The sequence below is a fragment of the Bradyrhizobium sp. BR2003 genome, assembly GCF_009720285.1.
Lineage (GTDB): Bacteria > Pseudomonadota > Alphaproteobacteria > Rhizobiales > Xanthobacteraceae > Bradyrhizobium > Bradyrhizobium elkanii.
In genome coordinates this window covers 38,578-53,768 of sequence record NZ_SMYJ01000039.1, presented here as the reverse complement: position 1 = coordinate 53,768, position 15,191 = coordinate 38,578, and the positions used below count along the sequence as shown (strand labels likewise).

Annotated in this window: 11 protein-coding genes; 6 read left to right on the top strand and 5 right to left on the bottom strand. The window is 64.7% G+C overall.

The annotated features are described in order from the left end of the window. Positions 1-149: 149 nt before the first annotated feature. From E2I15_RS32645 to E2I15_RS32635, 3 genes are all read right to left on the bottom strand, one after another. Positions 150-806: a glutathione S-transferase family protein gene (locus E2I15_RS32645; protein WP_137482504.1), complete on the bottom strand. Its 657-nt coding sequence runs from the start codon at positions 804-806 to the stop codon at positions 150-152. Further along, entirely contained in the window at positions 806-1,975 is a 1,170-nt protein-coding gene (locus E2I15_RS32640; RefSeq protein ID WP_137482505.1) for an acyl-CoA dehydrogenase family protein, read from the bottom strand. Before E2I15_RS32640 ends, E2I15_RS32645 begins: the two co-directional genes overlap by 1 nt. Before the next feature lie 259 nt (positions 1,976-2,234). Then, entirely contained in the window at positions 2,235-3,371 is a 1,137-nt protein-coding gene (locus E2I15_RS32635) for an acyl-CoA dehydrogenase family protein (protein ID WP_137482506.1), read from the bottom strand. 215 nt (positions 3,372-3,586) lie between these two features. Between E2I15_RS32635 and E2I15_RS32630 the strand changes: the two genes are divergently transcribed. Together E2I15_RS32630 and E2I15_RS32625 are read left to right on the top strand one after the other, a co-directional pair. After that, positions 3,587-5,128, top strand: coding sequence for an acyl-CoA synthetase (locus E2I15_RS32630; RefSeq protein ID WP_137482507.1), 1,542 nt, complete (start codon positions 3,587-3,589; stop codon positions 5,126-5,128). 125 nt (positions 5,129-5,253) lie between these two features. Then, the gene (locus E2I15_RS32625; RefSeq protein ID WP_137482508.1) at positions 5,254-6,474 is read left to right on the top strand and encodes an ABC transporter substrate-binding protein; all 1,221 of its coding nucleotides are present in this window, start codon (positions 5,254-5,256) and stop codon (positions 6,472-6,474) included. A gap of 76 nt (positions 6,475-6,550) precedes the next feature. Here the strand turns inward: E2I15_RS32625 and E2I15_RS32620 are convergent, their stop codons facing one another. Then, positions 6,551-7,315: a helix-turn-helix domain-containing protein gene (locus E2I15_RS32620; RefSeq protein WP_137482509.1), complete on the bottom strand. Its 765-nt coding sequence runs from the start codon at positions 7,313-7,315 to the stop codon at positions 6,551-6,553. Between the two features lie 253 nt (positions 7,316-7,568). Between E2I15_RS32620 and E2I15_RS32615 the strand changes: the two genes are divergently transcribed. The 3 genes from E2I15_RS32615 (at position 7,569) to E2I15_RS32600 (ending at position 12,970) form a co-directional block, all read left to right on the top strand. Further along, positions 7,569-9,788, top strand: coding sequence for a marine proteobacterial sortase target protein (locus tag E2I15_RS32615; RefSeq protein WP_422109883.1), 2,220 nt, complete (start codon positions 7,569-7,571; stop codon positions 9,786-9,788). Positions 9,789-9,986: 198 nt separating this feature from the next. After that, complete coding sequence (locus E2I15_RS32605) at positions 9,987-10,577, top strand: class GN sortase (protein WP_137482512.1); 591 nt, start codon at positions 9,987-9,989, stop codon at positions 10,575-10,577. A 170-nt stretch (positions 10,578-10,747) separates the two neighbouring features. Continuing rightward, the gene (locus E2I15_RS32600; RefSeq protein ID WP_137482513.1) at positions 10,748-12,970 is read left to right on the top strand and encodes an acetate--CoA ligase family protein; all 2,223 of its coding nucleotides are present in this window, start codon (positions 10,748-10,750) and stop codon (positions 12,968-12,970) included. Positions 12,971-13,133: 163 nt separating this feature from the next. On the opposite strand, the gene E2I15_RS32595 is transcribed toward E2I15_RS32600, so the two are convergent. Next, positions 13,134-13,895: a S1 family peptidase gene (locus tag E2I15_RS32595; protein ID WP_137482514.1), complete on the bottom strand. Its 762-nt coding sequence runs from the start codon at positions 13,893-13,895 to the stop codon at positions 13,134-13,136. A gap of 436 nt (positions 13,896-14,331) precedes the next feature. Here E2I15_RS32595 and E2I15_RS32590 point away from each other — a divergent pair, with 436 nt between their 5' ends. Next, entirely contained in the window at positions 14,332-15,006 is a 675-nt protein-coding gene (locus E2I15_RS32590) for a LuxR C-terminal-related transcriptional regulator (protein WP_137482515.1), read from the top strand. Positions 15,007-15,191: the final 185 nt, after the last annotated feature.

The following is a 15,191-nucleotide window of genomic DNA, read 5'->3' as shown; positions in this document are numbered from 1 at the left end:
TGGGCCGCTGCGGCGGAGCTACCATAACGCAAATTCGCAAACTGTCACCGACGCGAAGAGTCGTCATTCCGGGGCGATGCGACGCATCGAACCAGGAATCTCGAGGTTCCGGGTTCAATGCTGCGCATTGCCCCGGAACGACGGAAAATCTACGGCCGCGCCCGCGGCGCAACGTTCTGTTCCTGCCCGGCTTTTTGCTCCGCCGCCACCGCGCGCTGGTAGCCGTCGCGCTGCTGTAGCCGCACCCAATAGGCCGCGACATTCGGCCCGAAATCCTTGGCGAGGCCGATATTGCTGGCAAGCCGCAGCGCGTAGCCGTTCGTGATGTCGGCCGCCGTGAAGCGTTCCGCGCAGAGGAATTCCGACTTCGCGGCGGCAGCTTCCACCGCGCGCAGCCGGCCCAGGAACCACTTTGCATAATCGCCCGAGACCTGCGGGTTGCGCCGCTCCTCCGGTTCGAGTTGGCTGTAGCGGAGCACCAGCGTCTGCGGAAAGGTCAGCGTCGCGTCGGAAAAATACATCCAGTTCAGGAACGCGCCATAAGCCGGCTCGTCGACGCCGACGATCAGCGGCGTCGGACCGTATTTGGTGCCGAGGTAATGGCAGATGCCTGACGACTCCGTCATCCTGGTCTCGCCATCGATCATGAACGGGATGGTGCCGAGCGGATTGATGCCCAGATATTCCTTGGCGAACACCCGTGGCGGGAACGGCAGCATCTTCAGCTCATAGGCAAGCCCGAGCTCCTCCAGCATCCACAGCGGACGGAACGAGCGCGCGGCGTCGCAGTGATAGAGCGTGATCATCAGGCGTTTCCCTTTTGCTTCATGCCGGGCAGCGTGCCCATCATCTTGCACAATACCATCAGCATCACCTCGTCGGCACCGCCGCCGATCGAGGTCAGGCGGCTGTCGCGATAGGCGCGGCTGACCGGCGTCTCGTTGGTGAAACCCATGCCGCCCCAATATTGCAGGCAGGCATCGGTGAGCTCGCGGCCGAGCCGGCCGGCCTTCAGCTTGGCCATGGTCGCGAGCCGGGTCACGTCCTCGCCGGCCACCAGCGCCTCGCCGGCACGATAGATCAGTGAGCGCAGCAGCTCGACCTCGGTCTGCATCTCCGCGAGCTTGAAGTGCACCACCTGATTGTCGAGGATCGAGCCGCCGAACGCCTTGCGGCCCCGGGTGTAGTCGATGGTCTCGTTGATGATGAATTCATGCGCCTTCAGGCAGGCCGCCGCACCCCACAGCCGCTCCTCCTGGAACTGGATCATCTGGTAGGTGAAGCCCTGGCCCTCCTCGCCGATCCGGTTGCGCTTGGGGACCCGGACATTGTCAAAGAAGATCTGCGCGGTGTCGGAGGAGCGCATGCCGAGCTTGTCGAGCTTGCGCGCGACCTGCACACCCTGGGTCTTCATGGGCACGCAGATCAGCGACTTGTTGCGGTGGACCTGACCGTCGCTGGTGTTGGCGAGCAGGCAGATCCAGTCGGCCTGGGTGCCGTTGGTGATCCACATCTTGCCGCCATTGATGACGTAGTCGTCGCCGTCGGAGCGGGCATGGGTCTTGATCGAGGCGACATCGGAGCCGGCACCGGGCTCGGAGACGCCGATGCACGCAACCTGGTCGCCGGCGATCGCGGGCACCAGGAATTCGCGCCGCACCTCGTCGGAGCCGAACCGCGCCAGCGCCGGCGTCGCCATGTCGGTCTGGACCCCGATCGCCATCGGCACGCCGCCGCAGGTGATCGCGCCGAGCTCCTCGGCCATCATCAGCGCGTAGGAATAATCCAGCCCCTGGCCGCCGAACTCGACCGGCTTGTTGAGACCGAGGAAGCCGAGATTGCCGAGCTTCTTGAACAGCTCATGCGCCGGGAAGATGTCGGCCTTCTCCCATTCGTCGACATGAGGGTTGATCTCGGCCGCGATGAACTTTTGTAGAGCGCGGCGTGGTTCGTCGTGGTCGGCGGTGAAGAGCATGTTCTCGAACTATCCTTTGTCATTCCGGGGCGATGCGAAGCATCGAACCCGGAATCTCGATCCACTACCTCTGGATTCCGGGTTCGCGCTGGCGCGCGTCCCGGAATGACTTTTCCTTCTCACCTCCCCCTGAAAAAGGGAGGTCGGCACGCCCGGCAACGCCGAGCGGGCCGGGTGGGGTCAGACCGGCAGTCGAGCGCGCGGCATGACCCCCACCCTGCCTCCCCCTTTCAGGGGGAGGGTGCGTACCGCGGCTCACTCATAGCCCCATCTGCCGCGACGCGAGATCCTTCATGATCTCCTCGGTGCCGCCGCCGATTGCGTTGACCTTGACCTCGCGGTAGACGCGCTCGACCTTGACGCCGCGCATGAAGCCGGCGCCGCCGAAGATCTGCACCGCCTCGGAGGCGCAGTGCGCCATGGTCTGGGTCGCCTGGTTCTTCATCATGCAGATCTCGGCGACCGGGCTTTCGCCCTGGCCGAGCCGCCACGCCAGCATCTCCAGCATCGCCTGCGAGGCTGCCACCTTCTGCGCCATGTCGACGATCTTGTGCCTGATCACCTGATGCTGGGCGATCGGCTTGCCGAACGTCTTGCGTTCCTTGGCATAGGCGACCGCCTCGTCGAGGCAGACGCGCGCATAGGCGGTGCAGCTCGCCGCCATGCCCATGCGCTCGCTGTTGAAGTTCTGCATGATGATCTTGAAGCCCTGGCCCTCCTCGCCGATCAGGTTCTCGACCGGCACGCGGCATTCGTCGAAATGAAGTGTCGCGGTATCCGACGCCCACCAGCCCATCTTCTTCAGCTTGGTGCGGGAGAGGCCCGGCGTATTGCCTTCGATCAGCAGCAGGCTGACCCCGCCGGGGCCCTCGCCGCCGGTACGCACCGCAACCGTCAGATAGTCGGCCCGCATGCCCGAGGTGATGAAGGTCTTCTCGCCGGAGACGACGTAATGATCGCCGTCGCGCCGCGCCTTGGTGCGCAGGTTCGCGACATCGGAGCCGCCGCTTGGCTCGGTGATCGCGAGCGCGGAGATCTTCTTGCCGGCAAGCACCTCCGGCAGCACCCGCGCCTTGACCTCGGGCCGTGCGGCGCGGGCGATCGGCGGCGAGCCGATGGTGTGGCTCATCAGGCTCGAGGAGACGCCGCCGGCACCGGCCCGCGCCAGCTCCTGCGAAGCCACGATCTTCATGAACTGGTCGGCGGCGATACCGCCATACTCTTCCGGGAAGCCGAGGCCGAGCAGCCCGATCGCGGATGCCGTGGCATAGAGCTCGCGCGGAAACTCGCCGTCTTCGTCCCATTGATGGGCATAAGGCTCGATTTCCCTGGCAACAAAGCGCCGCATCACCTCGCGAAAGGCCTCATGCTCGCCGGTGTAGAACGGGTTTGCCATCCGCATGCTCCGTTGATTCTTCCCTTCGACGATGTCCGGATTTTTCCCGGTTCACTTGCGTCGAGTGGCTGCCATCGGTGCCGGCGTCCGGTCCGACGACCTGCCAGCCACTAAACGCAAGACAGTATCCTAATACGCCGCCTCCACTGCCAATTCATGGCATCAATTGAGCCAGGAACAGGCGGCGCAAGACTGCCGTTCCGGAGGAGGGAAATTTGCCGGTTCGTTATTACGACTGGATCGCGCATCATCGCCGGCGCACGCCGGACAAGATGGCGCTTGTCGATCTCGCCAGCGGACGCCGCTTCAGCTATGCGGAGCTCGACGCCCGCGTGTCGCGGCTCGCCGCCTGGCTGCGCGACGGGCTGAAGGTCGCCCGCGGCGACCGCGTCGCGGTGCTGGCGCTGAACACGACGGATACGCTGGAAGTGCAGTTCGCCTGCTTCCGGATCGGCGCGATCTTCCTGCCGCTCAACACCCGTCTCACCGTTCCCGAACTGCGCTACATCACCGGCGACGCCGCGCCTGTCGTGATGATCCACGACGACGACCTCGCCGAGACCGCGCTTGCGGTGGCAAAGCTCTGCAATGTCGCTGCGACCGTGAGGCTCGGCCCGGGCGGCGCCTATGAGGCCGGCATTGCGGCAGCCGCGCCGCTCGAACGGTTCGAGGAGGTCATGCTCGACGACATCTCGACCATCATGTACACCTCGGGGACGACGGGCCAGCCCAAGGGCGCGATCATCACGCATGGGATGACGTTCTGGAATTGCGTCAATCTCGGCGGCCCCGCCTACATCTCGCCGGCCTCGGTGCTGCTCACGGTGCTGCCGCTGTTCCACACCGGCGGACTGAATTGCTACACCAACCCGGTGCTGCATGCCGGCGGCACCGTGCTGATCATGCGCGCCTTCGATCCCGGCGAGGCGCTGAAGCTGATCGGCGATCCCTTGCAGGGCATCAACGTGTTCTTCGGCGTGCCCGCGATCTACCAGTTCATGGCGCAGCATCCGGCCTTCGCGTCAGCGGATTTCAGCCGCCTCGTCATCGGCGGCGTCGGCGGCGCGCCGATGCCGGTGCCGTTGCTCAAGACCTGGGAGGCGCGCGGCGTCGCGCTGCAGCAGGGCTACGGTATGACCGAGACCTCGCCGGCGGTGATGGTGCTCGACCGCGAGGACGCCGCGCGCAAGGCCGGCTCCTCCGGGAAGCCGGTGCTGCACACCGAGGTCCGCATCGTGCGGCCCGACGGCAGCGACGCCGCGGTCGGCGAGCTCGGCGAACTCTGGGTCAAGGGCCCGAACATCACACCGGGCTACTGGAACAGGCCGGACGCCAACGCCTCCTCCTTCACCGACGGCTGGCTGCACACCGGCGACGCCACGCGGATCGACGAGGAAGGCTTCTACTACATCGTCGACCGCTGGAAGGACATGTACATCTCGGGCGGCGAGAACGTCTATCCGGCCGAGGTCGAGAGCGTGCTGCATCAACTGGCCGCTGTCGCCGAGGCCGCTGTGATCGGCATTCCCGACGAGCAATGGGGCGAAGTCGGCATGGCGATCATTGCCGTGAAGCCAAGCCATTCGCTGACCCCGGCCGAGGTCCACGCGCATTGCCAGGCCAATCTGGCGCGGTTCAAGTGCCCGCGCCTGATCGAATTCATCGAGGTCCTGCCGCGAAACGCGACAGGCAAAATTCATAAGCCGACACTCCGGCAACAATTCAGCCGGCCGAAGCCAACCGATACTGCGGCGTGAGCCAGATGCGCGCCGCGCGTTCCGGAATTCGCCGCGACAAGGATTACCCCGTTGCCGTCTGCCGGGATCGGCTGCGGGTTCGTTGCGTAAGTCCCCAACCAAGATCAATCGAGGAAATTGCCTTTATGAAAACAACAACACTGCCGCTGCTGGCAGCCGCCACGGCACTCTGCCTGCTCTCCACCCAGGCCGCCTTTGCTCAAAAGAAATATGATACCGGCGCCTCCGACACCGAGATCAAGATCGGCAATGTCGAGGCCTATAGCGGTCCTGCCTCCGCCTACGGCGTCATCGGCAAGACCGAAGAAGCCTATTTCAAGATGATCAACGACCAGGGCGGCATCAACGGCCGCAAGATCAACTGGATCTCCTATGACGACGGCTACTCGCCGCCGAAGACCGTGGAGCAGATCCGCAAGCTGATCGAGAGCGACGAAGTGTTCCTGGTGTTCAACGCGCTGGGCACGCCGACCCAGACCGCGGTACAGAAGTATCACAACGCCAAGAAGGTGCCGCAGCTCTTCCTCGCCACCGGCGCCAGCAAGTGGAACGATCCGAAGGATTTCCGTTGGACCATGAGTTTCCAGCCGAGCTATCGCGTCGAGGCGCGGATCTTCGGCAAGTACATCCTGAAGGCCAAGCCGGACGCCAAGGTCGCGATCTTCTATGCCAATGACGATTTCGGCAAGGACTACCTGGTCGGCTTGAAGGAGATTCTCGAAAAGTCGAGCGTCAAGATCGTCGCCGAAGAGAGCTACGAGACCACCGAACCGTCGATCGACTCCCACATCGTCAAGCTGAAGGACACTGGCGCCGACGTATTCGTCAACATCTCGACGCCGAAATTCGCGGCGCAGGCCATCAAGAAGATCGCCGAGCTCAACTGGAAGCCGATGCAGGTGATGACCGACGTCTCGATCTCGATCGGCGCGGTCATGAAACCCGCCGGGCTCGAGGCCTCGGAAGGCGTGCTGTCGGCAGGCTATTTGAAGGACGCGTCCGATCCGCAATGGAAAAATGACGAGGGCATGAAGAAGTTCATGGCCTTCGCCGAGAAGTACATGCCGGGCGCCAATCTCGCCGACGCCAATCTGGTCTATGGTTACGCTGCGGCGCAAACCATGGTGCAGGTGCTGAAGCAGGCCGGCGACAACCTGACGCGTGAGAACGTGATGAAGCAGGCCGCCAGCCTGAAGGACTTCACGCCCGATACGCTGATCCCCGGCATCCGGATCAACACCAGCGCGACCGACTTCGCTCCGGTCGAGCAGCTCAAGATGATGCAGTTCAAGAATGGGCAGTGGGAGCTGTTCGGCGACATCATCAGCGCCGAGACCGGCGGCTAGCGCCAGCCGCTCGAGCAAATGCTATCGCGAAGCCGCCCGTCCGGGCGGCTTCGTCGTTTCGGGAGCACTCTCACCGTCATCCCGGCAAGAAGATCGCGAACGGCTCGTCGATCGTCCGACGCAGATGCTCGCGATAGGCGGCGTAGTTCGCGTCATCCGCCGACACCCGGCCGAGGCTCGGCTTGGGCACGTTCTTCACCGGCAGGAACGCGATCGGCGCGGCGACCGGCGTCAGCAGCGAGCCGCGGCCGGCGAGCAAGGTCGTGATGATGCCGTACATCTCGCCGGAATTGCGCGGGCGCGACACCGTGATCACGCGATGCTGGCCGTGTCGGTTGGTCACGAGGTAGACGAAGCCGGATTCATTAGGCACCGCCACCTCGCCATACTGGGTGTAATCGGCATCCTGCCTCTCGCCCTCGCGAAAGCCGAGCGATGACGCCGCTTCGTCCCAGGCGATTTCGGTGCGATAGGCGTAGAGCGCGCCCTGTTCGCCGAAGGACGGACGCACCGTGATGTAGGTGCCCTCGATCCGCGCCACCGCGCGGCGGGAATAGGATCCGAGGCTGTCGGGCGCGATCCCGCCATTGGCGGGTGCGGCCATCGTGATCGTCTCCGGCAGCTTGCGCAGGGACACACCCAGCGCCTGCTCCAGCCGCACGGTGGTTGCCAGCGTGAACGGGCGGCGGCCGCCGAGCACCTTCTCCAGCGTCGAGAGGCTGAGCTTGGCCTGCTCGGCCAGTGTCTGCCGCGAGATGCGACGGCGCGCGATTTCCTCGCGAATGGTCTCCGCGACCTGCCGGCTCTGCTCGGCGGACAGCTGCTTGTCAGGCGTCGACATCGTATTCCTGCGCGGGTTCCCCATGAATCTACGCAGTCTAGCAGACCGGACAATCCATCACAAAACCGCACAAACCCGCATCCCGCGACGGCGGGCCGCGCCGGACGGCGGCCAATCATTGCCGATCATTCTGCTCGCGCCAAAACCACCGTTCTCCATGATCGCGAGGCAGCGAAAGCCTCGCTCGGGAGTGACGAAAATGACGATTTACGATGCATGTGAGAGCAGCCCGCGGATCCGCCTGTCGCGCAGGATGCGCATTGCGCTGTTCTTCCTGGTGGAAGGTGTGGCCGCGCTGGTGATCGGCTTTGCGGCCTTATTCGTGAGTTTCGATCCGGTGTGGTCGGCCGAACTGCCGCAACAGGCGGTGCTGCGGCCAAGCGATGCGCGCTCCGGCTCACTGCTGTTCAAGACCGACGACGGCTACAGGGACGCACTCAGGCTCGGCATTGACGTCGACCTCACGGTATCCGGCCCGACGGTCCGCGCCCGCGTCACGCAGATCTTCCGCAACCCGACCAAGGACTGGGTGGAGGCGACCTATGTCTATCCGCTGCCGGCGGGCGGCGCGGTCGACACGCTGAAGATGGTGGTCGGCGACCGCGTCGTGGTCGGCGACATCAAGGAGCGGCAGCAGGCTCGCGCCATCTATGAGCAGGCCAAGCAGAACGGCCAAAAGGCCGCGCTCACCGAACAGGAGCGGCCCAACATCTTCACCAATTCGGTCGCCAATATCGGCCCCGGCGAAACCGTGCTGGTGCAGATCGAGTATCAGGAGCCGGTGCAGCAGAACGGCAGCGAATTCTCGCTGCGGGTGCCGATGGTGGTCGGCCCGCGCTACAATCCGCGCCCGGTGATGCAGACCGTCGACCTTCGCGCCGACGGCAACGGCTGGGGCGCCACGTCAACCGATCCCGTGCCGGACCGCGACCGCATTGCGTCGCAAGTGCTCGATCCGGCGGAGAATGCGCCGGTCAATCCAACCAACGTCACGGTGCACCTCAACGCCGGCTTCCCGCTCGGCGAGGTGAAGAGTCATTTCCACCAGGTCAGGATCGAGAGCCCCGACAGCACCACGCGCATCGTCAAGTTCGCCAAAGGCCCGGTGCCGGCCGATCGTGATTTCGAGCTGACCTGGAAGCCGGCCGCCGAGAAGGCGCCGTCGGTCGGGCTGTTCCGCGAGCATGTCGGCAATTCCGACTATCTGCTCGCCTTCGTCACCCCGCCGTCGGTCGAGCAGGCGCAGCAGAAGCCGTTGCCACGTGAGGTGATCTTCGTGATCGACAATTCCGGCTCGATGGGCGGCACCTCGATCATCCAGGCCAAGGCGAGCCTGACTTACGCGCTCGGTCGCCTGCAGCCGATCGATCGCTTCAACGTGATCCGGTTCGACGACACCATGGACACGCTGTTCCCGACACCGGTCGCGGCAAACAGCGCCAATATCGGCAACGCGACGGCGTTCGTCAGCGCGCTGCAGGCCCGCGGCGGCACCGAGATGGTGCCGGCGATGCGCGCGGCGCTGTCAGACACCAACCACGACGACGCCAATTACGTCCGCCAGGTCGTATTCCTGACCGACGGCGCGATCGGCAACGAGCAGCAATTGTTCGAGACCATCAGCGCACTGCGCGGCCGCTCGCGCGTGTTCATGGTCGGGATCGGCTCGGCGCCGAATACCTATCTGATGACGCGCGCTGCCGAGCTCGGCCGCGGCACCTTCACCCATATCGGCTCGGTCGAGCAGGTCGACGAACGCATGCGCGGCCTGTTCGCCAAGCTCGAGAACCCGGCGGTGACGAACCTCTCGGCGAAATTCTCGGAGGCGACGGCCGACCTGACGCCGTCGGCACCGCCCGACGTCTATCGCGACGAGCCGCTGGTGCTGGCCGCCAGGCTCGACAAGCTGACCGGCTCGGTCGAGATCAAGGGCCGCATCGGCGACCGTCCGTGGAGCGTGACGCTGCCGCTCGCGAATGCAGCTGAAGGCAAGGGCCTGTCGAAACTGTGGGCGCGCCGCAAGATCGCCGATGCCGAGGTGGCGCGCACCACGCGACAGGAGAGCCCCGAGGACGCCGACAAGACCATCCTCGCACTGGCGCTGGAGCATCAGCTCGTGACGCGGCTGACCAGCCTTGTCGCGGTCGACAAGACGCCGAGCCGCCCCGAAGGCGAGCCGCTGAAGTTGAGCGAACTCCCGCTCAACCTGCCCGCCGGCTGGGATTTCGCGAAGCTGTTCGGCGAGCGCCCGAGTCTGCCGGCCGTCCCGGGCGAGCGGCGCGCCGTCGGTGGCGACGGCAAGGTGCAGCTCGCTGCGCTGAAGCGGTCACCGGTTGCAACGCAAGCTCCCGGCACGATCCAGCTGCCGAAGACCGCGACCGATGCGGAGCTGAAGATGATCGCGGGCGTGATCCTGCTCACGGTCAGCCTTCTCCTCCTGGTGTTCAGCCGGCGTCAGACGTCGCCCCAATGACGTCGGATGAAAGGAGGAGGTGCCCCCCAACCTCCTCCTTCAAGAGCGCGCGCGGCCTTCCACCCGTCCCCCAAGGGCCGCGCGCGCAGCTTTCCAACTATCGCGTCATTCCGGGATGGTCCGAAGGACCAGACCCGGAATCTCGAGATTCCGGGTTCGATGCTGCGCATCGCCTCAGAACGACATCAGAGGCTCAACATGCCCCGCTTCATTCCACCCCTCGCCTTCGCCCTCATCGGCCTGATCCTGTTCGGCCAGGGCACCTATATCCACGCCAAGGCGCTGCTCGCGCAGGTGCTGCTGGAGCGCGCCTTCGCACAGAGCATCGCGACCGGCCAGCCGGTGAAGCCGTGGAGCTGGGCCGATACCTGGCCGGTGGCGCGGATCGAGGTGAAGCGCCTGCACGCGTCCGCGATTGCGCTTGCCGGCAGCAGCGGCCAGGCGCTGGCGTTCGGCCCCGGCCATGTCGAACAGACCGTCGATCCCGGCGAGCGGGGCGTGGCGGTCTATTCCGCGCACCGCGACACGCATTTTCGCTTTCTCAGGGATGTCACAATCGGTGACGAGATCGACGTCACACGAAGCGACGGCAAGATGTTTCGCTATCGGGCTGATCGCAGCTCGGTGGTCCGCTTCGATCAATCGGGGGTCGATCCGAATACTGACCGACATGAACTTGTGCTATCGACCTGCTGGCCATTCGATGCGCTGACATCGGGGCCCGATCGTTATCTGTTGCACGCGACCTTGACCGAAACGGATTCGCGCCCGCGCGAATCGGGTTCCTGATATGCAATCAATTTTGCGCCTGCCGGGATATTGCGCGCGGTGCCCTGACCTGCGCCAGCATGAGTTGCTACCCCCTTTTCCTCGCCATAAAAACAATGAAAAATCGCGCGCCTCACGGTGATCCGCCGTGGCCACAGGAAACAACGACAACAAGGATAAGGGCAGGCTCCATGGAAGCTTTCGCTAGCACCGCGTCTCATGTGTCCCACAAATGGGCGCCGCCCGCTGACGCCAGCGATATCGTCAAGAGCATCCACGCGATGCTGCATCCGCGCAACATCGTGCTGGTCGGTGCCACCGACAAGCCCGGCAATTACGCCGAACGGATCTGGAACAATCTGGTCAAATACGGCTACGCCGGCGGCCTTTATCCGATCAACGCCAAGCGCGAAGCGATCTGGGGCGTCACCTGCTACAAGGACTTCGCCAGCCTTCCCGAAAAGCCCGACCATGTGCTGGTTCTGGTGCCGGCCCGCTTTGCCGTACAGGTGATCCGCGATGCGGCCGCGGCCGGCGCACGCTCGGCGACCATCGTTACGTCAGGCTTCAGCGAGCTGCAGGATGAAGAGAGCCAGCGGCTCGCAGTCGAGCTGAAGCAGGCGATCAAGGAGACCGGGCTTGCGGTCACCGGTCCGAATTGCCTCGGCAATCTCAGCGCCGGCGAAAACCTGTTCACCAATATCGACGACCGCATCGTCACCATGGAGCAGGGCGCGGTGGCGATCGCCGGCCAGTCCGGCGCGATCGTGATGGCGATCCGCCAGGCGCTGGAGGATCGTGGCGTCGGCGTCGGCTACATGGTCACGACCGGCAACGAATCCGGCCTCGAGACCCCGGACCTGATGAGCTATTTCGCCGCCGATCCGAGCATCCGCGTCATCGTGGTCTATCTCGAAGGCGTCAGGAACACGAAAGTGTTCCGCGATGCCTGCAAGGCCGCGCGCGCCGCCGGCAAGCCGGTAATCGCGCTCAAGCTCGGCGCCTCCGAAGGCGGCCGCGCTGCGGCGATGGCGCATACCGGCGCGCTCGCCGGCTCGATCGAGACCTTCGATGCGATCTCGACCCGCGAAGGCGTGATCCGGGTGCGCGGGCTGGATGAATTGATCGAAACCACCGAGTGCTTCGTCCATGCCGATCCGCCGAAGGGCAATCGCCTCGCGGCGGTGTCGCTGTCGGGCGGCAAGCGCGGCCTTCTGATCGACGCGTTCTATTCCGCCGGGCTGAATTTTGCGCCGCTGAGCCCGAACGCATCGGAGCAGCTGGCGAAGATGCTCGGACCCGGCAGCATCGTCGGCAACCCGCTCGACGCGGGCTTTGCCGCGGTGGTCGATCCCTCCGTCTACATGAAGTCGATCAAGATCATGATCGACGATCCCGACACCGATATCGTCGTCATCGATGCCGAGCTGCCGAAGGCGCCGCACGAGCTGCGCGAGCGCAATCTGCGCATCGTCAACGAGATGGCGGGTCAGGCCAACAAGCCTGTGATCTATATCAGCGCGATGTCGATCGGCTTCACCGAATTCACCAAGGGACTGCGCAAGTCGCTGCCCGATATCGCGGTCATGCAGGGCCTCGACCGCGCGGTCGGCGCGATCAAGTCGCTGATCGAATATGCCGGCCTGCGTAAGGAGGTGCCCGACATCGCGTCGAGCTCGACGGCATCGGCGCGCGCAGTGCTGGAGAAGACGCTGAAGGCCGCCAACGGCGCCGCCGCGCTCGATGAGGTCGCCTCGAAGAAGCTGCTCAAGGCCTATGGCATCCCGATCTCAAAGGAAGAGGTCGCGCAGACCGCGGCGGAGGCGGTGAAGATCGCCAAGCAAATCGGCTTCCCGGTGGTCGCCAAGGTGGTCAGCCCGGACATCCTGCACAAATCCGATGTCGGCGGTGTGGTGCTGAACCTCGGCAACGCGGCCGAGGTGAAGAAGGCGTTCAACGACATCACCGCGCGGGTGAAGAAGCTGAAGGGCAAGCCGAAGCTAGAAGGCATCCTGATTGCGCAGCAGGTCAAGGCCGACCTCGAGCTCGTGGTCGGCGCCTCGCTCGACGCCGAGATGGGCCCCGTCGTGCTGTTCGGCACCGGCGGCGTCGATATCGAGCTGATGAAGGACGTCGCGCTCGCCGGCGCGCCGCTCGACGCCGCCGAGGCCAAGGAGCTGATCGCCAGGACCAAGGCCGGCGTGAAGATGAAGGGCTATCGCGGCAAGCCGGCGCTGCACGAGCCGTCGGCGGTGAAGGCGCTGGTCGGTCTTTCCAACCTGATGGCCGACGCCAACGGCCGCATTGCCTCGATCGACGTCAACCCGTTCTTGATCAACAGCAAGCTCGGCGTCGCCGTCGACGGCCTGATCGTGCTGAACAACGCCGCCGCGAACAAGGCCGCGGGGCATTAGGTTCGGCGCACGCTCTACGTTCCGTTATCCTGAGGTGCGAGCGGAGCGAGCCTCGAAGGATGCACGGCCCAGCTGGTGGCCGTCGATCCTTCGAGACGCCGCTTCGCGGCTCCTCAAGGATGACGGAACTCTGAGCGCGTTAGCGGTTCTAGCAGCGTGCACGTTAAAAGCTCGCACCCCACTGCCGCGCGGTCTGCATCACCCAGTCGCGATAAAGTGTCAGCGGCGTCACGCCGGTGATGCCGCCGCAGCCGGCGGCGCCGTTCGGCCCCGTCGACCAACTCACCACGCCGACGATCGCGGGGCCGCCCTGCTTGTCCTCGAACACCGGCGCGCCGGAATCGCCGGTGCAGGCCCCGAGCCCTTCGCGCAAACCCTGCCCGACCGGATCGACGAGACGGATCTGCAACGTGCCGGGCTTGCCGCTCGCGATCAGGCCGGCGACGCGCGTGGCGCCACCGCTTTTGCCGTCACCGCGCACGGTGACGCCGACGCCCGCGATGGTGAAGCGGCCGCCGACCTGGATCGGAATGTTTGGCATGCCGAGCGCGGCCGGCGCCTTGCCTGCGGCCGGCGCCGCAAGCTGCAGCAGCGCGACATCGGCGGTCGCGACATGATTGGTCATAGCCTGCATCCGGAAGCCGGGATGGATCGCAACCGTCCTGACGTCCTGCAGCTTCGGCTGCCTGTCCGCGCCATATTCGACGATCTTGTAATCGGCGCCGGGCTGCACGCAATGCGCCGCGGTCAGCACGACCTTCGGTGCGATCAGCGCGCCGGTGCAGAAATTGCCGCGCGAGCCGACGATGGTGACGACGGAGCGCGCAACGCCATCCGTCGACGGCGCGCCGCCGCCGACGATGGCCAGCGCCGGCGTTGCCACCAACAGGCTAAGAAAAGCCGTCGCTCGAATTACGCTCGCCATGGAACCCCGTCGGTCTGCTTCTGAATCGAGCCCATTCGAGCCGCGGCATTGCGTCGCTCGCACCCCGCTCTGGAGAACACGCAATATTGTACAGAGCATCCAGGCCTGCATGCGTCAATTGTCTAAATATCTAGGCGTCGATCACTACGGCGTTGAAGTCGCCGCCGGAATCCAGCACCGCCATCGCGTGCATGTGCGACGCGCCGCCGTCTTGTCGCGAACGTAACACACCCGATCGCGCGCCTCGCTGTCCGAACGACGCTCCAATGTGAACTGCGTCTCTTGATTGCCTGCATCGGGGCCGTAATTTCGGCGCGATACTAATACAACCTCCGGCAGCATATCGCATACTTACTTTCATGACTTTCTGGATGCCGGTGCCGTTGATCTCAACACGGCGTTTCCATCCGCCATTTCGTTGAGTTAGAGGATAATGATGAGGATAGCGGTCGTCACGCCGATCAGGCTGTTCAGCGAGGGGCTTACCTCGAGTTTCCAGAACCACGCCGAGTTTGCGATTGCGGCGGCGGTGTCCGATCTCGCCGGCCTGCGCGAGACCCTCGAGACCGGCAGTGTGAATGTCATTCTGATCGACGTCACACAGGGTATCGATCTCGACGAAGTCCGCGTGATTGCCAGCGAGCATGCGGATGTCGCGCTGGTGGCGCTCGGCCTCAACGAGGATCGGCGCGACGTGGTCCGCTGCGGCCGGGCCGGTTTCAGCGGCTACATCTCCCGGAACGCCAGCTTCGATGAGCTCTGCCGCGCGCTGTCGGACGTGGCATCGGGGCGGCTCGCCTGCAGCGCCGAGATTTCCGGCGGCCTGCTGCGCGCGCTGTTCTGCATGGAACGTCAGACGGATACGATCGACGCGGACCAGGGACTGACGCGCCGCGAAGGCGAGGTTCTCAAGCTGATCGGACAAGGCATGTCGAACAAGGAGATCGCGCGCGATCTCAATCTCAGCCTTGCGACGGTCAAGCACCACGTCCATCACGTGCTGCAGAAGCTCGGCCTGCCGCGCCGGGCACAGGCGATGCGACGGGTGCGCGAAGCACCGTGGATCGCATCATCGGCAGCGATCCCCGATCGGGCCCGCGAGCTCGACTGACATCAACATCCTGAATTCCGTGTTCGGCCGACGCGCAGTCGCGCGCAGATGCAAGCGTATGTCTGCCCAGGCACGCACAATGGTGCGGCGAGATCGGTCTCGACTAAACCCTTCGATCGATCGTCCGAGGCGCAGGATCGATCTCATGGACCGATCGATCCGTATCGTCGGCTCGATCCTTTCTG